This is a genomic window from Armatimonadota bacterium (genome assembly GCA_028871815.1).
Classification (GTDB): domain Bacteria; phylum Armatimonadota; class Chthonomonadetes; order Chthonomonadales; family Chthonomonadaceae; genus REEB205.
Genome location: JAGWMJ010000001.1, coordinates 678,395 through 697,514, shown reverse-complemented (window position 1 = coordinate 697,514; position 19,120 = coordinate 678,395). Strand labels below are relative to the sequence as shown.

The 19,120-nt window shown below is 62.9% G+C and carries 13 protein-coding genes; 7 read left to right on the top strand and 6 right to left on the bottom strand.

The features are described 5' to 3' along the window. Window positions 1–57: 57 nt before the first annotated feature. On the bottom strand, window positions 58–2,499 hold the full coding sequence (locus tag KGJ62_02900; protein ID MDE2125515.1) for a M48 family metalloprotease: 2,442 nt from the start codon (window positions 2,497–2,499) through the stop codon (window positions 58–60). Further along, on the bottom strand, window positions 2,486–2,881 hold the full coding sequence (locus KGJ62_02895; protein MDE2125514.1) for a BlaI/MecI/CopY family transcriptional regulator: 396 nt from the start codon (window positions 2,879–2,881) through the stop codon (window positions 2,486–2,488). Before KGJ62_02895 ends, KGJ62_02900 begins: the two co-directional genes overlap by 14 nt. A 282-nt stretch (window positions 2,882–3,163) precedes the next feature. Here KGJ62_02895 and KGJ62_02890 point away from each other — a divergent pair, with 282 nt between their 5' ends. The 4 genes from KGJ62_02890 to KGJ62_02875 all read left to right on the top strand — a co-directional run bounded on the left by KGJ62_02890 (window position 3,164) and on the right by KGJ62_02875 (window position 9,505). Then, window positions 3,164–3,619, top strand: coding sequence for a cytochrome c (locus tag KGJ62_02890; protein MDE2125513.1), 456 nt, complete (start codon window positions 3,164–3,166; stop codon window positions 3,617–3,619). A 75-nt stretch (window positions 3,620–3,694) separates the two neighbouring features. After that, window positions 3,695–5,716 carry a glycogen debranching enzyme family protein gene (locus KGJ62_02885; GenBank protein MDE2125512.1) on the top strand — a complete coding sequence of 674 codons (2,022 nt, stop codon included), beginning with the start codon at window positions 3,695–3,697 and terminating at the stop codon, window positions 5,714–5,716. Then, window positions 5,713–6,225: a MarR family transcriptional regulator gene (locus KGJ62_02880; GenBank protein ID MDE2125511.1), complete on the top strand. Its 513-nt coding sequence runs from the start codon at window positions 5,713–5,715 to the stop codon at window positions 6,223–6,225. Before KGJ62_02885 ends, KGJ62_02880 begins: the two co-directional genes overlap by 4 nt. 124 nt (window positions 6,226–6,349) lie before the next feature. Further along, window positions 6,350–9,505: an efflux RND transporter permease subunit gene (locus tag KGJ62_02875; protein MDE2125510.1), complete on the top strand. Its 3,156-nt coding sequence runs from the start codon at window positions 6,350–6,352 to the stop codon at window positions 9,503–9,505. 12 nt (window positions 9,506–9,517) lie between these two features. On the opposite strand, the gene KGJ62_02870 is transcribed toward KGJ62_02875, so the two are convergent. Then, window positions 9,518–9,691 (bottom strand): hypothetical protein, encoded by a 174-nt coding sequence (locus KGJ62_02870; GenBank protein MDE2125509.1) that lies wholly within the window; start codon window positions 9,689–9,691, stop codon window positions 9,518–9,520. A 419-nt stretch (window positions 9,692–10,110) separates the two neighbouring features. Between KGJ62_02870 and KGJ62_02865 the strand changes: the two genes are divergently transcribed. From KGJ62_02865 to KGJ62_02855, 3 genes are read left to right on the top strand one after another with little or no spacing between them, the layout of a single operon-like run. After that, window positions 10,111–11,226, top strand: a complete 1,116-nt coding sequence (locus KGJ62_02865) for an exo-alpha-sialidase (GenBank protein MDE2125508.1) — start codon at window positions 10,111–10,113, stop codon at window positions 11,224–11,226. Next, complete coding sequence (locus KGJ62_02860) at window positions 11,223–11,519, top strand: MoaD/ThiS family protein (GenBank protein ID MDE2125507.1); 297 nt, start codon at window positions 11,223–11,225, stop codon at window positions 11,517–11,519. Before KGJ62_02865 ends, KGJ62_02860 begins: the two co-directional genes overlap by 4 nt. Before the next feature lie 55 nt (window positions 11,520–11,574). Continuing rightward, a complete protein-coding gene (locus KGJ62_02855) occupies window positions 11,575–12,723 on the top strand; it encodes a glycosyltransferase (protein ID MDE2125506.1) in 1,149 nt (382 codons plus the stop codon). Window positions 12,724–12,757: 34 nt separating this feature from the next. Here the strand turns inward: KGJ62_02855 and KGJ62_02850 are convergent, their stop codons facing one another. The 3 genes from KGJ62_02850 to KGJ62_02840 form a co-directional block, all read right to left on the bottom strand. Further along, a complete protein-coding gene (locus KGJ62_02850) occupies window positions 12,758–14,731 on the bottom strand; it encodes an S-layer homology domain-containing protein (protein MDE2125505.1) in 1,974 nt (657 codons plus the stop codon). Between the two features lie 245 nt (window positions 14,732–14,976). Beyond that, window positions 14,977–16,941 carry an S-layer homology domain-containing protein gene (locus KGJ62_02845; protein MDE2125504.1) on the bottom strand — a complete coding sequence of 655 codons (1,965 nt, stop codon included), beginning with the start codon at window positions 16,939–16,941 and terminating at the stop codon, window positions 14,977–14,979. A 532-nt stretch (window positions 16,942–17,473) separates the two neighbouring features. Further along, on the bottom strand, window positions 17,474–19,084 hold the full coding sequence (locus tag KGJ62_02840; protein MDE2125503.1) for a hypothetical protein: 1,611 nt from the start codon (window positions 19,082–19,084) through the stop codon (window positions 17,474–17,476). Window positions 19,085–19,120: the final 36 nt, after the last annotated feature.

Sequence of the window (19,120 nt, the reverse complement as noted above, 5' to 3'; positions counted from 1 at the left end):
ATTATGCCGCATTCCGGCCCAACGATCCGCGCCTGCCGCGGATTTGGAAAGCCCGGCTCAGTCCCGCGGCCGCGCCGGACGGGAAGCTCGGGCCCGATGCGCCGAACGCTGATGCGCGTGCACGACGGTATGCACGGCTTGCTGGTGAACCAGGTGCGAAAGCTGTGCCAGCAGCACACGGAGTTGGGCGAGCGTGACAGCGAGCTCTCGCCTCAACGCAGCAGATTCTTGCGCTCTCACGGCGTGCGCAGCCAGCGCCATGACCCGAGCCTGCGGCACCGTTATGGATTTCCGGGCCATCGTCATGGCCGTTCCCATCGCGAATGCCTGATTGCGGCTGGCGATGGCTTGTTGCGTCACAGCCGTCGAGCGGAGCGCGCGCGCCGCTTGCGCCAGTTGCTGCGCCGCCTGCTCCATGGCTGGTCCCACGACGTCGGGCGTCTGACCGCCGCTTGCATCACGCTGTTTCGTGGCGTCTGTTGTGCGCAGCGCCTGAGCCTCGTTCCGGAGCTGCTGTGCCGCCTGCGCCACGGCGGGCGCCACGATGGTAGTGGCCAGACTGCTGGTTCCCGCCAAGTCGGGTAGCTGCCGCTGCACGCTCCCAATTCCCAGCGGGTACCGGCTAACCGCGCCGGCGGTCTTCATCGCTTCGGCGATCGCGTTGTCGACTGCGCGAGCGATAGCCGCTTTGTCCACTCCCTCAGCGCCGGGCTTATAAGACTGCAGGAGCCGGGTTACCGAGCGCATCACGGCGTCAGTGAGCCGGCGCTGTTGCGCGGCATCAAGAGGCAGCGAGATGGCGCGGTTTTGTGATTGCATCACCGAGTCCGCTTGCACGGCGGGCGGGAGCAAAGGCTGAGCCGGCGCAACGCCCGCTGAGACCGGGCCTGGCACAGCGGGTAACGCCGGCGACCGTGTTGGGTCGGTCGGAGCGGTACCTGGAGCCGGTGATTCCGGCTGCTGCGGAGATTTGGGGACGGGATTCTGGAACAGCGTCCCGACGACAGGGAGCCGGCTCAGCAGCCGGACTGTCGCAGCCGACGAAGCAGGCCCGGGTGCGAACAGATGTCCGACCACGGGAAGAGCGGCCAGCCCCTCAGCTTCAGGCCTTGGCGGTGCTGGAACCGCTCCCGGAGCGTTTAGGGCCGGCACGCCCGCCGGTGCAGAAAGCGGCGACGAAAGAACCGGCTCCGTAACTCCTATACGGGCATTGAGCGCAGCGGGCGCAGACGCCGGCTGCGCCGATGTACCCAGCGTTCCGCCTGCCGCGGCGGCGATCGCCGGCAGACTGGTTGGTGGCGCCGGGACGACCGGCGAGGCCGGCGCGGGCTGCTGCGCTGCAACTTGCCAGGGTGTACCGGTAGCAAGCAGCGCCGCAAAGATGAGCGCGCCGTAGAGAAATGGCCGGCTCCGAGAGCCAGACTGATGGTTATGCATCACTTCCAACCTCCTTTTGACATTCGAGTACGATTCGGCCATCTGTGCAGTCATGATTGCGGAGCGACGAGCTCTCCGCAGCTGAACTACCTTGAGTATCGAAGCTGCGTAGCGTGCGGGCGAGGCCGCCGACAGCACCAGCACATCGCGATCACATGCGATCTCAACCGCTTCACGCCACTCATGCTCAGCAAGCCACACCATCGGGTTAAAGTAGAAGAGGCACCGCGCAATCGCCGGCAGCACGGCCCAGAGCAGATCGCGTCGCCGCACGTGCGCCAGCTCGTGCGCCAGGATGAGTTCGAGATCCGCAGCGGAGCACGACCGCGCCAGTCCATCGGGAAGCAGAATCGCCGGGCGGCGCCAGCCCGACAGCATTGGAGCTTCCACCGCGCGTGAATTCAGCAGCAGCGGCGTACGCGGAATACCAAAGCGCGAGCATAAGCGCGTCAAGGTGACCAGCGGTTCACCGTAATCGATGGGGACCGCCTGCCTTCGCATCCGGCCAACGCGCACTGCTTCGCGCCACAACATCCACAGAGAAACGAGCGCGCCACAAATCCAGAGGGCCAACAGCCATTCAGCAGGGCTTACGCGATGGTTTGTTCCCGCTACTGCGGGCATGGCGGCGAAATCGGGCAGGTTTGGCCCCGACGGCGGCGCGGCTGCGGCCGGCGAAGCGCTGGGATGGAGGTGCCTCACTAAGGGCGCAAGGGAACGAACCGTGGTGATCATGGGTCCGGCAGCCATCAGCGGATGGGGGGCTGCAGGCACCTCAGGGAGCGTTAGAACCGGCGGCGGTGGGCGCCGCGTTCCGGGCGATGACGGTACCGGCAAGAGTGGCAAGGTGAGGGCGGCTCCGCAGACCACGGCAAGAAGCATCCGCGCGTACGCAAGCCGCATCAACCAGCATCGCCATGCGGGCGAAAGTCGAGAGGCCATTCTAGCTATACAAACGGCTATGGCGATCGCCACAGCGCCCTGAAGGGCGGCGCGAACCATCGCACTCGCCCATTGCGAGCTCACGGCTGCGTAGAGCGCGGCCAGACTATGCATCACCATGCTCCTCCCGCTCCTCCAGCCGCTTAACGAGCTGCTTCAGTTCGGCCAGCTGTTCCGCGCTCACGGTGGCGCCGCCGTCGAGATACGCAAGGAACGGTGACACCGAACCGCCCAACGCCTTTTCAACAAAATCGCTAACCACACTCCGCATCAACTCCGCCGCAGGGCGGCTGGGTCGATAGAGGTGAACGCCGCTCGACCGCTCTCGTACCAGATAGCCCTTATGCGTCAGCCGCTCAATCAGCGTCAACACGGTAGTGCGAACCCAGCCGTGCTCAACGGCAAAGTGATCGGCCACCACCCTCGCAGCAACCGGATTGGCTTCCAGAATAAACTGCAGGACCTCCCACTCTGCCGGGCTGAAGAAACCGGGCTTGCGCATTCCATACCTCCTGGCGTCGTTTGTAGACACAACCTTAGACGTAGTTTGTAGACGAAGGTTTCGCTCGTTTTGAAGCGCGTAGCATCTGGCATGCCGGACCGTTTCGTCGCAACTTGCACCGTACGCGCGTGTCTTATCTGCCGGGGCGCAGCAGGAAAGCCGGTCCTCACCGCCGAAGAGAAGAGCGGCCAGCGGACATTGGCGTCGCTCCGCCAAATACAGGGGTCTGTTTGACGGGCAGCGCTCTCTGCACGGCGCCACGCCCGAAAGGAGTTTCGAAACTTGTCTCTAAGGTCTTATCGAGCTGGCGCTGCCGTCGCGGTTCTCGGCGCAGCCGCGGTGCTACTCGTCACCGCAGCTTTTGCCGTGCCACCCAAGCATCTTAAGCCGCACAAGGGCGTGAAGAAGGCCGCCGGCGCCCCGGCGGCTATGGTCGCTCTTGGCAAGAAGGTGTATGCCAAAAGCGGTTGTGCCAACTGCCATGCTATCGGAAATGCGGGTGGCAGAGGCGGCCCCAATCTCACGGACGTGGGCCAGGAGTCGAGCCATACCGTCAAGTGGTTTGAGGTCCAGGTGACGAACCCCAAGGCGCATAACCCGGATGGCCGCATGCCTGCATTCAAGGGGCGCGTACAGGGCAAGGAGCTTACCGCCCTGGCGACCTACCTGACGACCCTCAAGCCGGCAGCGGCAAAGCACAAGCCGGGCAAGAAGGCCGTAAAGCACCACCACAAGTAACCTGCTACGCTTCGCAACAGGGCGCGGGGGCTTGCCGCCTCCGCGCCTTGTTCAACTCGGCCGATCCTGCCGAAAATGAACCGCAGTCCGTTTGCAGTCGGTGAGCTGCGCGACCTCGCGTTCGCAACATCGCACGAATGGCTGCTCACGAACGGTCTGGGCGGTTACGTCTCCTCAACGCTCTGCGGCGCGAATGTGCGGCGCTACCACGGTCTCCTGGTGGCATCGCTTCAACCTCCCTCTCTGCGGACCGTGCTTCTCTCCTCACTGCAGGAACAGCTCCATATCGGCCCGGAATCGGACTCACCGCCGGTTCCGCTCTCCACAAACCTCTACCCAAACGCCACGTGGCCGGATGGCTATTCGCGTTTGCTCGAGTTTCGTCAGGGTAATTCGGTCGTGTGGCGTTTCGAAGCCGCTCCGGGAATCGAGCTGGAACGGGAAGTCTGCATGCCGGCCGGCGCCAACGCCGTTCAGGTGCGCTACACGCTGCACGGCCCTGCCGATACGGTAGCTTCCATTCAGGTAACACCGCTGCTCGCCGGCCGAGGTTATCACACTCTGCTGCACGCAAGTGGCGAGCATCCGGCGGCCACCTGGTCGTCAGCGTCCGAAACGCTTGAGTGCCTGTTCCCGGAGATCCCCGGCTGGTGGCAGCAGCCGATCACGATGGGCTTGGCGGCATCGCTGGCTTCAGGGACGGGGGCCGGCGCGGACTACACCGAGCAGGGCTGCTGGTTCTACCGATTTCAGTATCCTTGCGAGCAGGCGCGCGGGTTCGACTTTGAGGAGGATCTCTGGTCGCCAGGCACGCTGACGGTAGGTCTCGCGCCGGAACGCTCGGTGATTCTACGTGCCTGGTGTGGATCCGGGGCGGCGCCTGAGATCATCGCGCCGGCGCCGCCCGAGATCACAACCGCTCCAAACGAGCTAACCAGCCTGCACCATGCCGCCGAGCAGTTTCTGGTACAGGTTCCGCAGGGCCGCGCCACGGTGATTGCCGGCTACCATTGGTTTGAGGACTGGAGCCGCGACACGCTCATCTCCCTCGCGGGCCTGGCGGAAACGGTCCGCGGAGCGGAACTGTCCGGCCCGATCCTCCGTACGTTTGCCTCATTCAGCAGCCAGGGTATGCTCCCGAATCGCTTTCCAGATGCCGGCGATAATCCCGAGTACAACACGGTAGATGGCGCCCTCTGGTTTTTCGTGGCGCTCCACCGATACATGGAACGCTTCCCGGGCCCGGACGCCGACGCTCTGCGGCACGATCTCTGGCCGATGCTCAAGGAGACGATCCTCTGGCATGTTTCCGGTACGCGCTTCGGCATACATACGTGCGCCGACGGACTGTTGCGCGCCGGAGAGGCCGGGACGCAATTGACCTGGATGGACGCCGTGGTGAACGGCCAGCCGGTAACGCCAAGAAACGGCAAACCGGTGGAGGTGAACGCACTCTGGATTGCGGCACTCGAAATCGCGGCCGGTGTGGCCGAGAGCGAGCAGGACGCAGCGGCCGCAAGCGAATACCGCGACCGGGCCACGCTGGCCCGGAACTCGTTTCTGGCAGGTTTCCCGCGTCGTGACGGACGCGGCCTCTACGATCTCCTCGAACCTCCGGATCGGCAGCCGGATGCTTCCATACGGCCCAACCAGCTGTTTGCCCTGTCGCTGCCGTTTGCGCCGGTGAGCGCCAACAGCGCGCTGGCTCACGCAATCCTCGAAACCGTTCGTACCGAACTGCTTACCGACTGCGGGCTGCGAACACTCTCGCCCTCCGACGCCGCGTACCGCGGACGCTACGAGGGCGACGCCGCATCGCGCGACGGCGCTTATCATCAGGGGACGGTATGGCCGTGGCTGCTGGGACCTTTTGCCGAGGCGCACTATCGCGTTACTGGCTCGGCCACCGAGGCGTTGGAGCTGTTGCGGCCACTGCTGCTGCACATGCACGATTGTGGCAGCGGTACCTTGTGCGAAATCTATGACGGCGATGCACCGAGACGGCCCAACGGCTGCATTGCACAGGCGTGGTCCATCGCTGAACTCCTGCGGGTGCAACAGCTGCTGCAGCGCGCAACCGAACCGAGGCAGGCATGAGCGACCGAAAGCGCCATCCACAACCGCCTCTGCCTGCAGCAATCGTACACGGATGCAGCTTCGGCGCACCGCAGTCCGACCTCCATCGGCTGTTCAAGGAGGTTGCTCAAGCATTCCGGCAGCGCGCGCTGGAGCTGATGCGTGCGGAAGGCATTACCGAACTCTTCCCGGGCGCCGCGCCGGTGATTCTCCAGCTGTCGGCAGAGGAAGGCATCACCATGTCGGAGCTCGCCCGGCGCTGCGGCTGGGAGAGCTCGACGATCACGGCGCTGGCGGATGAACTTGAGAACGCCGGCATCGTCGTTCGCGAGCGGGATGGAGCCGACCGGCGCACGATCCGGCTTCGCCTCACGGAGAGCGGCCGCCTCATCGAACCGCGATTGCGCGACATCGCCACGCGCCTGCAGCAGGAGGCACTGGTAGGCGTCACGCAAGAGGAGCTGAACGCGCTGTCCGGCGCCCTTGAACGCATGGCGGCAAACCTGGCTCACGCCGGCGAGCCAGCGTGAGCGGGCGCATAGACAAACGCCGCCGGAGCCGGTCATAATGCATCCGTTTGCGAGCCTTTGCCGACTGAATATTTCGGTACCGTAGTAATTTCTCGCCGGCGAGCAGCCGGACCGGAGACGCCCTATGCAGTGGCTTGCCAATATTTGCGTGCGCCGGCCGGTCTTCTCCATGGTGCTGATCCTCAGCCTGGTGGTCACCGGCGCATTCAGCTATCTGCGGCTGGGCATTGACCTGTTTCCCAAGGTCGACTTTCCTGTTGTCACCGTCACGGTGCAGGAAGACGGCGCTTCGCCCGAAGAGATTGAAACCGACGTTGTAGACAAGATTGAGGACTCCGTAAACACGGTCAGCGGCATCGACGAGCTCAGTTCCACCTCATACGATGGCGTTGGTGTGGTTGTGGTTACGTTTCAGCTGGACAAGGACATCGACACCGCAGTTCAGGATGTTCGCGACAAGGTGAACAGCGCGCTGCCCAACCTGCCGCTCGATGTTAAGCAGCCCGTTGTGGACAAGGTGGATCTTGATGCGATTCCCGTGATGGAGATAGCGCTCTCATCCAAAGGATCCATCCGCGACACGACCGAGTACGCCGACAAGGTCCTGCGTCGCCAAATAGAGAGTATCAGTGGCGTTGGGCAGGTGAACCTCCTCGGCGGGCGTAAGCGGCAGATCAACCTCTGGATCGATCCGAACCGGCTGGCCGCGTATGGCCTTTCTCCCGTGGATGTGGAGAACGCTCTTGCGGCCCAGAACATCCAGGTACCCGGCGGCGAGGTAGACGAAGGCGTGCGCGAACTCACGCTGCGTACGCACGGACGCGTCGAGACGCCGCAGCAGTTTGCCGATATCGCCATCGCAGAAAAGGACGGAGCCACGATTCACGTGGGCGACGTCGCGCGCGTGCAGGATGGCATGGAGGAAGCGACCACGTCCGCCAGCCTTGATGGCGTTCCAACGGTCCTCATGACGATACGAAAGCAGAGCGGCCTCAACACGGTGGCTACCGTGGATGCGGTAAAGGCACGCCTTGCCGATCTGAAGGCGGCGCTTCCGCCCGGCTACAAGATCACCACCGTTCAGGATCAGTCGCTCAATATCAAGGCATCCACAAGCGCGGTGCAGGAACACCTTATCGTCGGCAGTATCCTTGCCGCCCTGGTGGTACTGATATTCCTGTGGAACTGGCGAACAACCATCATCTCGGCGATTGCCATTCCAACTTCGGTCATCAGCACATTTGGATTGATGTACATTGAGGGCTTTACTCTCAACAGCCTCACGCTTCTGGCGCTCACGCTCTCCGTAGGCATCGTCATCGACGACGCGATCGTGGTACTGGAGAACATCTTCCGATTCGTGGAAGAGAAGGGGATGAATCCGTTTGAGGCGGCCATCGAGGGCACACGGGAAATCGGTCTGGCCGTGCTCGCCACCACGCTGTCACTCATCGCTATCTTTCTGCCGGTGGCGTTTATGAGCGGCATCGTCGGCCGCTTCATGAACTCGTTCGGTGTCACGATGGCGTTCGCCGTCTTTATCTCGCTGATCGTCTCCTTCAGCCTTACACCGTCGCTGGCATCTCGGTGGATTCGTCCGGCGCCCCGGCAGGCACGGGAGCCCGCCCCGGAAGGAATGCCCATCGGCATGGCCGACGGCGCCGCGCGTCATGGCTCCAAGCAGAGCGGTCTCTTCCGGCCGATCGACGCGGTCTACACCTGGCTCCTCCGTTGGTCCATGCACCATCGATGGGTGATCGTACTCGCTGCAATTGCGGCTCTGGGCAGCACCTTAGTGGTGATTGGGCCGATACCAAAGAACTTCCTGCCGGAGGATGACCAGTCACAGTTCCAGATTTTTGCGCGTGCGCCGGAAGGCGCTACCCTCGCAGCCACCGCTAGAATGGCCGAAGCCATCGCGGCCGATGTGCGCAAGCTGCCCGGCGTGGCCTACACCGTGATGAGCATCGGTGACTCCAGCCAGCGCACCGTGAACCTGGCCAGTATCTACGTAAAGCTGGTGGACATCGACAAGCGCCCAAACCTGACGCAGGAAGATGTGATGATACGCGCGCGCACGCAGATTATGCCGATGTTCGGCAACCTGCGTGTCAGTGTCGGTCCTGTGCAGACGATCTCTACAGGCGCACCGGCAGCGGCCGTAACCTACGCCATCGGCGGCCCGGACCTCAACAAGCTGACCCAGTATTCGCAGCAGGTGCTCCAACAACTGCGCAAGGTGCCTGGCGTGGTGGATGCCGACACGAGCCTGATCACCGGCAACCCGGAGTTGGGCGTGCACATCGATCGGCGCCGCGCAGCCGACCTCGGCGTTTCGGTCGCCGACGTGGCCAATACGCTGCGCCTGGCGGTGGGCGGCGCCAAGGTTACCGATTACTACGAAAACGGCGAGCAGTACGAAGTCCACGAGAGAGCCGACCTGCAGTATCGCAACAGCCCTCAGGTAATCGGCAACCTTACCGTCCCTTCACAGAGCGGATCACCGGTGAAACTTCAGCAGGTAGTTACGTTCACCTACGACACCGGACCTTCGCAGATCACGCGGCTCAACCGGCAGCGTGATGTGATGATCACCTGCAACGTGCTCCCGGGATATTCGCAGCAGAACGTCAACAACGCGCTGGCAGCCATCGTTCAGAACCTGCACATGCCGCCGGGGTATACCTTCGGGCCACAGGGCACCAGCCGCGAAATCGTCAAGGCGTTGATCAATTTTGTGTTGGCATTCGCCCTGGCGATCATCTTTATGTATCTGATTCTCGCGGCGCAGTTCGAATCCTGGGTCCACCCCATCACCATTCTGCTGGCGCTGCCACTGACACTTCCTTTCGCTCTTATCGCGATTTACATTACGGGCCAGTCGATCAATATCTTCTCCGTTCTCGGCATCCTGGTACTGTTTGGCGTGGTCAAGAAGAATGGCATCCTGCAGGTGGACCATATGAACCAGCTGCGGGCGCGCGGAATGAACCGCATGGATGCCATTATTCAGGCCAATCGCGATCGGCTCCGGCCTATCCTGATGACAACCTCGGCATTCGTCATCGGCATGGTGCCGCTGGTGCTCTCCAATGGCGCCGGTGCGTCCACGAACAAGAACATCGGGTACACGGTTATCGGCGGACAGACCCTGTCGCTGCTGCTGACGCTGCTGGCGACGCCCGTGTTCTACTCGCTGTTCGACGACGTCGGCCAGATTGTCAACCGGCTTGTCGGGCGCGCACCGGCGCCGGTTCAACATACCGACGACCCGGCCTGACCGCTTCGATCGCTATATTGACTCGATCATGCCAACTGCGTCGTGACCGGCTTTGGCTTTGTCGCACAGTGCCTTTGCCGCCGTCCGTGCTACAGCCACGTCGGACAGCATCGCCGCTCCGATGGCGAGCGTGGTAATCTGCGGTGTTTTTGACAGCGGGCCGGTCTCAACGGCAGCCTGCATCACCTAACAGGCGACCTCACCTGCGAGGGCTTGAAAGTTCGGAGCTTCCGCCGGCGTTATCGTGCCGGTCCCTCTACAGATCCTCCTGAAAGGGGGCAAGCGGTTTGAGTTGCGGTTAGGTTTGTACGTGGCAGCCTCGACTTGACATCGGCCAGGGTGATGCGCCAATGTGCGAAACCAACCTACTTTTGTGATGCGCAGGGTAATCTGGTTCGGCCCGAACTCGCTGGTCCAACATCAAGTGGCCGGTAGTATCTTCGGCCATTATCACGTTCAGTGAGTGCGCGCATGGCTCGCCCGTCACAGGGCGACATTCTCGAGCTACAGGTTTCGTTGCGGCAAACTTCTGGTTCGTGGCCGAGAGGTATGGTTCCGCGACCGGAGTTTGTATCTGGCGAGGGCCAGTTAACAAGGGAGCAATCATGAGCGGAGTACGTGTTTTGGCAGGCACGCGCAAAGGCGCATTCATTCTTACCGCCGACGGCAAGCGCGATCGGTGGGATGTGGCAGGACCATTCTTCACCGGATGGGAGATCTACCACATGAATGGCTCACCGGTGAATCCCAACCGGATCTACGCATCGCAGTGCAGCGGATGGTTCGGCCAACTGATGCAGCGATCGGACGACGGCGGCGTGACGTGGGAGGCGGTAGGCAACGAATTTGCCTACGCCAGCGAGCCGGGCACCCACCAATGGTACGACGGTACGCAACACCCCTGGGAGTTCAAGCGTGTATGGCAGCTGGAGCCATCACTTACGAACGCCGACTCCGTCTATGCAGGAGTTGAGGACGCCGGGCTCTTCCGCTCCGACGACGGCGGCGCAAGCTGGCAGGAGATGGCGGGCCTACGCGAGCACGGCACCGGACATACATGGATGCCGGGCGCGGGCGGTATGTGCCTGCACTCCATTCTGCAGGATCCCAGCGACGCCAACAAGCTGTACATCGCGATTTCGGCAGCCGGCGCCTTCCGATCGGATGATGGCGGCAAAACATGGAAGGCGATCAATCAGGGGCTGCGATCGGAGTACATTCCCGATCCGAAGGCCGAAACTGGCCACTGCGTCCACAATATCGCCATGCATCCGGCAAATCCAAACGTGCTGTTCATGCAGAAGCATTGGGACGTGATGCGCTCCGACAACCGCGGTGATCTGTGGACGGAGGTAAGTGGCAACCTGCCGAGCGACTTTGGTTTTCCCATCGCCGTTCACGCGCACGAGCCCGAGACCATCTATGTGGTGCCGATCAAAAGCGATGGGGAGCACATCCCACCGGAAGGCAAGCTGCGCGTCTACCGGAGTCGAACAGGCGGCAACGAATGGGAGGCGCTCACCCATGGCCTGCCGCAAAGCCACTGCTACGTCAACGTTCTGCGTTCGGCGATGGCGGTCGACAAGATGGAGGAGTGCGGCGTCTACTTCGGCACAACCGGCGGGCAGGTCTACGCGTCGCCAGATGGCGGGGACCACTGGAACGCGATCGTGCGCGACCTGCCGGCCGTACTATCGGTTGAAGTTCAGACGCTGGCATGATCCGCGTTGAAATGCCCTTCCACCTCCGGCGGCTGGCTGGGGTGGAAGGGCCGGTGGAGTTGGCGGTTGAAGCGCCGGTTACGCAGCGCCGCATTCTCGACGCGCTGGAGTCACGATTTCCGATGCTGCGAGGCACGATCCGTGACCACGGAACGCTGCGCCGTCGTGATTTTCTGCGCTTCTTTGCCTGCCAACAGGATCTCTCGCTGGAGTCGCCCGACACGGAGGTGCCGGCCGCTGTAGCGAACGGCGACGAGCCGTTCATGATCGTCGGCGCCATTGCCGGTGGGTGACTTGCGGCGTGGCCGGGACGGCGCCACCGCAAACACAATCGGGGGGGGCGGCAGGGTGCGCGTCACCCACATCATGCCCGCGCTGGATACGGCAGGCGCAGAGAAGATGCTCCTGCGCCTGCTTGCCAACGGTGATGCCTCGCGATTTGAATACGCCGTGATTTCGCTCACAGAACCGGGCGAAATCGGTGACAGCATTGCGAGCCTGGGCATTCCGGTCAAAGCGCTTGGCATGAAGCGCGGAGTTCCGGACCCACGCGGCATATTGTGGCTGGCGCGATGGCTGCGTTCCACGCGGCCGGATGTGGTGCAGACCTGGATGTACCACGCCGACCTGGTAGGCGGACTGGCAGCGCGGTTGGCCGGCGGAATACCCGTTGCCTGGTGCATCCGCCAGACCAACCTGGATCCGGCCGTAAACCGCCGCATCATCATGCTGTCGGCCCGGCTTTGCGCGCGCCTCTCCCGCCGCATCCCGGCTGCCATCGTCTGCTGCTCCGAAGCAACAGCCGCATCGCACCGCGCGTTCGGCTACAGCGCCGATAGGATGCTGGTACTGCCAAATGGTTACGACCTGATCGAGTACGCGCCGGATGAAGAGGCCCGCGTCTCCGTGCGGCAGGAGCTCGGTGTACCGCCGGACGCACTCCTGATCGGACTAATGGCTCGGTTTCATCCACAAAAGGACCACAGCAACTTTCTGCGTGCTGCCGCCATTGTGGCGAGCAGCACGCCGCAAGCAGCCTTTGTATTGTGCGGTCACCAGGTCACAGCGGGGAACAAGGACCTTGCTGCGTGGATTGCCGATACCGGCCTCACGGGGCGTGTGCGGCTGCTGGGACACCGACTGGACATGCCGCGTATCGCCGCCTCGCTGGATGTCGCGGTATCGTCATCGCAGGGCGAGGGCTTTCCGAACGCAATTGCAGAGGCGATGTGCTGTGGTGTGCCTTGCGTGGTCACCGATGTCGGTGGCTCAGCGGAGCTGGTCGGCGACACCGGTACCGTGGTGCCCGCACGAGATGCGGCGGCGCTGGCAGCCGGCATCAACGCAATGCTCATCAAAGGCGCGTCGTGGCGGCGGCAGCAAGGATTGGCTGCGCGAGCACGCGTGGAAGCGCGCTTCAGCATTACATCGGTCGCCGCTCGGTATGAATCGCTCTACGCCGATCTTGCCACCCGCCGCAAACCTTCCGGCGTGTGAATGGCCGCCGCTCACCAACTCTCACGGTAGCTCGTTAAAAGTGGATGGCCACCTGCGTGGTGAGCACGCTCGCGTTGGATACGCCATCGGGCGAGCCGCCGGCGCCGGCGAATCCGCCACCGTTGTCGCGAAGGCTTATCAACTGGTATGCCAGCTTCAGCACCGTATTCGACGCCAGGTTCAGGCCCGTTCCAAACGTCAGGTACTGCTCGATCGGATGCGATGGCGCGCCGGAGGCCGATGACGCCGGTGTAAGGCCCCAGAAGACGCCTTCGTAATCTGCATGCAGGCTCACCACCTTGTTCACGCTCCACTGAACGCCGGCACGTGCCCGGTCGATGCTATCCGCTATGCTCAAGCCTGCGCCACCGAAACCCGTAGGCGAGGGATTCGACCGGTTGCGTGCGCCGCTCAACAGGTCGCCGCCGATGTAGCCCGAGATGGCCGGCGTAAACTTGTAGCTGAGCCGCAAAAATGGCCCCGCGATGTTTGTTGGGTTGTACCAGTTGCCTATCTTATCCCAATAACCTGGGGCGCCAAAGCGGGGATCCACATACTGATAACCGGCTGCCGCACCCAAACCGTGGCTCTTGTACTCGGCGCGAAGGCGCCAGGCGTTGTTGTCATCGTTGGACTGGCCGTCTCCAGTGCTCACGTCGGCCTGCGTCACACTCTTGGCGCCCTCTGCCGAGATGCCAATGCGACCGATGCGGTGCAGCTTTACGTCGGCTCCATAGACCACGACGTTGCCGAAGACGCCGTTGCCGCCGCCGGGGCCGGCCGAGAAGTCCTCTATCGTGAATCCGAGCGCGCCTGCGCGCATCAGGTTGACGGCAAGATGGGCGCCAACACTCTGCTGAGCGGGAATCGCGCCGCTGACGAGCGCCGGATTGAGGCCGGCAGGCTTTGCCGTATTGCTCACCCGTGTGCCGAAGTCGAAGCCCTGAATGAGAGCGCCGACCATGGGTGCGTTGAGAACCGCAGATCCGGCGCCAGAGCTGGTGGTAAGATCGGAGTACGTGCCGGCCCAGAGCTTCAGGTGCGTTGGTCCGAGATGCGACTGCATCTCAACGCCATCTTCAACGTAACTGCCATCGCTGTACCAGGGCAGGTTAAAGTACGCATCGGTGTTCGGTCGCCAATACGTGAGCGGGGTTAACCGATTCTTGAACCTGCCGACCGTAAGTAGCGTGTCGGAGCCGAGGCGAGTAAGGGGTATATCGAGTTGCGCCTGGTAGATGCCGAGCTGCTCGCCTAACGGGTTGCGGTTTGCAGCAGTCTCTCCTCCAAGAATGGCCGCGCCCTGAACCGCCGTGTAACTTGCATAGTTGGAGGCGAACAGGTCACCCGTAAACCGAGCGCCTCCGTGGAGGCTGCCGTTCACAGTCAGGTGAAAGTCGTGAGGCGCGCTAACGTTCTCAAAGAGGCTGTTACCGGCTGCACGCACCGAGCCGCTGTAGTCGAGAAAAGCGAAGCGGCTGCGATCGGAGCGAAAACCAGCGAAAAAGTCGCCACCAAAACTGATCATACGGTTGAGCCGGCCGCGCAGGTCTGCCACATCCTTGGCAAGTCGGTTCAATCGGTCGTTTTCGTCGCGGACGTTGGCGCCGAGCGAGCTTAGCTCGTTCTTGAACTCATCCGCCAGCCGCTGCATTTCGGCAATCTCTTCCGGTGTGACGCCGGGCGGCCCGGTTGGGCCCGCGGGGCCTTCCGCTCCGGCTGGTCCGACAGGGCCGGCCGCACCCTGGCCGCCCGGCATTATCGTATTCAGCGCCCGCTCCAGGGCAACGGCGAACTCGTACCGGGTGAGGACGCGTGGACCGCGGAAGTAGCCGTCCGGATAGCCCAGCAAGATACCCTTGGATTGCAGGTCGGTAACCGCCTGGTAGGCCCAGTGGCCTGCCGGCACATCTGCGAATGGTTTCGGCGTTTGGGCGGTTGCGGGGCGTGCGCACGCAATCGCCAGGACTATCCCTGCAGCCCCCAGGTACGCGACGAGCCTGTTCATGAACAGTTCCTCCGACAACGAGTGGCGTGGTTAGAAGAAAACGGTACGATCACGGCGGCCCACTGGCGAACAGTGACCGCCTGCCCGCTGCATAGATTAGCACGAAAGGCGTAGAGAACGCCATATAAAGCCAATCGCGGGGCCCCGAGATAACGCACCGCATAGAAAGAGGGCCCAGGCGCTGCCGCCTGGGCCCTCTTTCCCTTCTTGCGCACAGCGGAGAGAGCCGCTGAGCGTGCGGTTGCCTAGAAGTGCACCGCGATCTGGGTTGTGAACACGCTGGCATTGGAAACGCCGTCAGGCGATCCGCCGAGCACGCCACCGAATCCGCCGCCGTTGTCGCGGAGGCTGATGATCTGGTAGGCCATCTTCAGCACAGTGTTGCTGGCCAGGTTTACACCCGTACCGAGCGTGATGTACTGCTCCACCGGCTTGGACGAATTGCCCGAAGCCGAGGACTGTGCGTTCAGGTTCCAGAACACGCCTTCGTAGTCGGCGCGGAGGTTCAGCATGTGGCTGACGTTGAACTTAACGCCGGCGCTTGCCCGCGTAAGACTGTCGCCAATGTCGAATCCGCCATTACCGGTGCTGCGGTTGCGGGCTCCCGTGTAGAAGTCGCCACCGATGTAACCTGAGAGCGAGCGGGTAAAGTCATAACCCAGCTTCAGGTACGGCCCGGCAATGTTGGTGGGGTTGTACCAGTTACCGATCTTGTCCCAGTAACCCGGGGCGCCGAAGCGCGGATCGATGTACTGATAGCCCAACGCCGCGTTGACGCCGTGAGTTTTGAAGCCCACGTTCACTTTGTACGCGTTGTTGTCGTCGTTGCTCTGACCGTCGCCGGTGCTGATGTCCTGCGCCGTTACGCTCTTCGCGGCTTCCGCCGTGATGTGGAGCGCACCGGTGTGATGCAGTTCCAGGTTGGCGCCGTATACGGCCACGTTTCCGAAGATTCCGTTGCTCCCACCTGCGCCAGCTGAGAAGTCCTCAACGGTGAAGCCGAGGTCGGCCCTGTGGAAGAGCGGAAGCGCCACATGCAGGCCAGCGCTCTGAGCAGCTGCTACGGCGTCCAGATCGGCCCCGGGATTGTATCCGAAGGGCTTGAACGTACTCGTCACGCGGGTACCGAAGCCTGCCGCGAGGCCGGCTGCGCCGACCATCGGCGCGTTCAGAATGGTGCCCGCCGCGCCCTGACTGGTGGTAAGGCTGGAGTAGCTGCCTGCCCACAGTTCGGTTTTCGCGCTGCCAAAGTGGCTGCTGAGCTTGAACCCATCCTGCACGAACTTGCCGTCGTTGTACCACGGCAGGTCGAAGTAGGCATCGGTATCCGGCCGCCAGTAGGTAAGCGGCGTCACCTTGTTCTTGAAGCGACCCACGGTGAGCGTGGTGTTGCCGCCGAGCATGGTGAGCGGAATGTCGAGTTGCGCCTGGTCAAGACCAAGCTGCTCACCAAGCGGGCCGGCGGCCGCGCCGTTGCTGCCGCCGAGCGCAACACCGTTGCCGGTGACGCCCTGCGACGCGTAGCTCAGGTAGTTCGAGGCGAACAAGTCGCCGGTGAACTTCACGCCGCCGCGCATGTTTGCGTTGGCGGTGAGGTGGAAGTCGTGCGGCGCACTGACGTTCTCAAACAGGCTGTTGCTGGGGAAGCGGCCTGCGCCACTGTAATCCAGGAAGCCGTACCGGGAGCGGCCCGACGTAAAGCCGGCGAAGAAATCGCCGTTGAACTGGATCATGTGGTTGAAGCGGTCCTTGAGGTCCGCAACATCCTTGGACAGCTGATCCAGCCGGTTGTTCATGTCGCGAACGTTGGTGCCGAGGGAAGCGAGTTCGTTCTTGAACTCATCCATCAGCCGCTTCATCTCCGCGATCTCGTCCGGCGTCATGCCGGGAGGTCCTGCAGGTCCCTGGGCGCCATCGGCGCCGGCGGGTCCCGCCGGGCCCGGCGTGCCGTTGCCGGGCATAATGCTGTTCAGCGCGCGCTCAAGAGCTACTGCAAACTCATACCGGGTAAGAGTTCGCTTGCCGCGGAAATACCCATCCGGGTATCCGAGCAGTATGCCCTTGGATTGCAGGTCGGTAACCGCCTGATACGCCCAATGCGTATCGGGCACATCCTGGAATTTCTTCTGGTCTTGTGCCTTGGACGGCGCCGCCCATACCAGCGCGAGAGCTGAGCAGGCTATCCCGATAACGGGAAGTAGCTTTCTCATTCGATCTCCTCTCGTTGTCTTGCCACCGCGATACCTTCCGGCCGATCCGGAAGGGGACCGCTGCGGCCATGTTGGACAGCGGTTGAGCTTAATGAGGATGCGCCAGACTCGAAACGCCCGATCGTAAATGGCGGTGGAAGAGTTTCCTATGTGTCCTTCTTCGCACCACCAGATCCAGCCCGGTTTTCTTATCCGTTCACCGCCTCACCGCTCACCGTTCTGTCCTCTCTTTCAGTTCTCTGCGTAGCTTTGCAGCCGCTCCATTCGCACATGGCCCCCAACGTGGGCGCCATGTCCGCACGACGCACGGTTGCCACACTGGCAGAAAACCGCTTAAGCGTAGCATGCGGACGGCCATCATGTCAAGTGGTATGGTGACCAGTTTTACATCTCTCACGTGTGGAGAGAGCCCGCGCTAAGCCGGAAGCCTTCTTGCGAAGCTACCAGCCGTACCATTCGACGGCTGGCCGCGGCTCATGGTTCCCTTTTAGTACCAATAGTAGTGCCGCCATGCCAACCGTGGTGCAGCGGTCTACGGCAGATTGAGCCAGGCAAAAGGCGCCATCCGGCCGTCAGCGCCGGCGTCGCCGGGCGCCCGGCACAGAGCCTGCTCGAACCTGCCGCGCAGCGCCGCCACAGTACGGCGTGCGAACTCTGGATTGCGGAGTGTGGAGATGGCGAACGGCCAATCGGATGCCTCCATCAACATCAGCCAACGGTTCGCCTCTTCCAATCCCGTCGCCACTCCAGGCCCGCGCGCAAGCCGCGCTTCGAATGCGCCCTCACAGCGGTAGATATCGGCCCACACCGATTCGGTGTCGTGATTCATCCACACGGCGTCCGCTCCTCCATCGCCCCACGATCCGGCCGGCGGCGCCGCGACCACCGCAGGCGGGTACTCTTCCAGCCTGCTGCGGCAGGTAACCGCCCGCACTTCTCCACTGGTCTGCAGCCCGCGGATCACCGCCTTCAGGAAGGCGACTCCCTCGTGCCACCAGTGGCCAAACAGCTCGGCATCGTAAGCTCCCACGACCACGCCGGACGTCCCATCTGATGAACCTGTAGCCGTCAGCGCACAGCACCGCCGTACAAAATCGGCGGCATCGGCCTCTGCCTGCGCCCGACCAGCCGGTATTACGTACGGCATACGACCCGCCAAATCGCCATCGCGAGCGGTAACGCGCCAATAACGCAACCGGCTAGGAAACCGCGTCCGGTGGAACTCCCGGTAATCGGCGTGGCCGGGATAGCCCGAGTCCGCGCTCCAGACCGACTCCGAAAGCTGACTGCTGCGACAAAATGCGGCAACGCCACCACGCTGTTCAAGGGCAAACACGGGCAGCGGCGCATGGCCAGGCTGCTGCTTCGGACCGGCACGGGACCGCGTACGGAACGAATCGGACGCGGCGCCGGGCGCACCCCCGATGACCTGAGCGCTGTCCAGCACCGTCCACGCTGCCCCGCACCGGGCGAGCAGTTCGCCGATACCACATCGAGGGCGCAGCGGTTCACCCTGCATTTCACGGAGCGGCGGTCGCCACAACCGCTTCGGAGCGTATCCACACTCCGGCAGCCAGAAGCCGCCTGGTCGCGCCCCAAGGTGGCGCCTGGATGCATCCATGCCGGCCTGAATCTGCATCATGACGCGGCTGTCATCCGCAAGCAGCGGCAGATATGCGTGCGTAGCCGCGCTGCTCATCAAGTCGATGTGGCCGTCACTCCACAGCTGCGCAAACCCGCGGACAATACTGCCGCCTTCGGCGTCGAACAGCCGGCGCACGTGGCAGAACTCCTGGCGCCACTCGGTGGCAAGAGCGGCGAGTTCCGGCTCGCCTTCATCCCGGAGCGCCAGCTCATCCGCTTCGGCAGCATCGATTCTGCCCATCAGCCACGCGTCGAAGCGGCCTGAGAATTCCGGCGCTTCCATCTGTTCCAGCAGTATCGGTGTGAGGCCGATGGTGATCTGCGGCGAGATTCCCTCGCTGATCAACTCTCGAAGCGCGGCCAGCAGGGGCAGATAGCATTCCGCTGCCGCTTCAAACAACCATTCGCATACCGAGGCATCCGCGTCCAGCACCCACGGCATATGGGCATGCAATACAAGCGCAACGCCTCCCTTGTCTTCCCGGTCAGCAGAGGCCATTCGAGCTCTCCACGAACAAGCGGCCCGGCTCTGCAG

What these genes read in the sequence shown, in the direction of transcription:
- KGJ62_02880 (MDE2125511.1), top strand. Translation starts at nt 5,713, where the DNA reads ATGAGCGACCGAAAGCGCCATCCACAACCGCCTCTGCCTGCAGCAATC.
- KGJ62_02865 (MDE2125508.1), top strand. Translation starts at nt 10,111, where the DNA reads ATGAGCGGAGTACGTGTTTTGGCAGGCACGCGCAAAGGCGCATTCATT.
- KGJ62_02885 (MDE2125512.1), top strand. Translation starts at nt 3,695, where the DNA reads ATGAACCGCAGTCCGTTTGCAGTCGGTGAGCTGCGCGACCTCGCGTTC.
- KGJ62_02845 (MDE2125504.1), bottom strand. Translation starts at nt 16,941, where the DNA reads ATGAGAAAGCTACTTCCCGTTATCGGGATAGCCTGCTCAGCTCTCGCG.
- KGJ62_02840 (MDE2125503.1), bottom strand. Translation starts at nt 19,084, where the DNA reads ATGGCCTCTGCTGACCGGGAAGACAAGGGAGGCGTTGCGCTTGTATTG.
- KGJ62_02895 (MDE2125514.1), bottom strand. Translation starts at nt 2,881, where the DNA reads ATGCGCAAGCCCGGTTTCTTCAGCCCGGCAGAGTGGGAGGTCCTGCAG.
- KGJ62_02900 (MDE2125515.1), bottom strand. Translation starts at nt 2,499, where the DNA reads ATGGTGATGCATAGTCTGGCCGCGCTCTACGCAGCCGTGAGCTCGCAA.
- KGJ62_02860 (MDE2125507.1), top strand. Translation starts at nt 11,223, where the DNA reads ATGATCCGCGTTGAAATGCCCTTCCACCTCCGGCGGCTGGCTGGGGTG.
- KGJ62_02850 (MDE2125505.1), bottom strand. Translation starts at nt 14,731, where the DNA reads ATGAACAGGCTCGTCGCGTACCTGGGGGCTGCAGGGATAGTCCTGGCG.
- KGJ62_02875 (MDE2125510.1), top strand. Translation starts at nt 6,350, where the DNA reads ATGCAGTGGCTTGCCAATATTTGCGTGCGCCGGCCGGTCTTCTCCATG.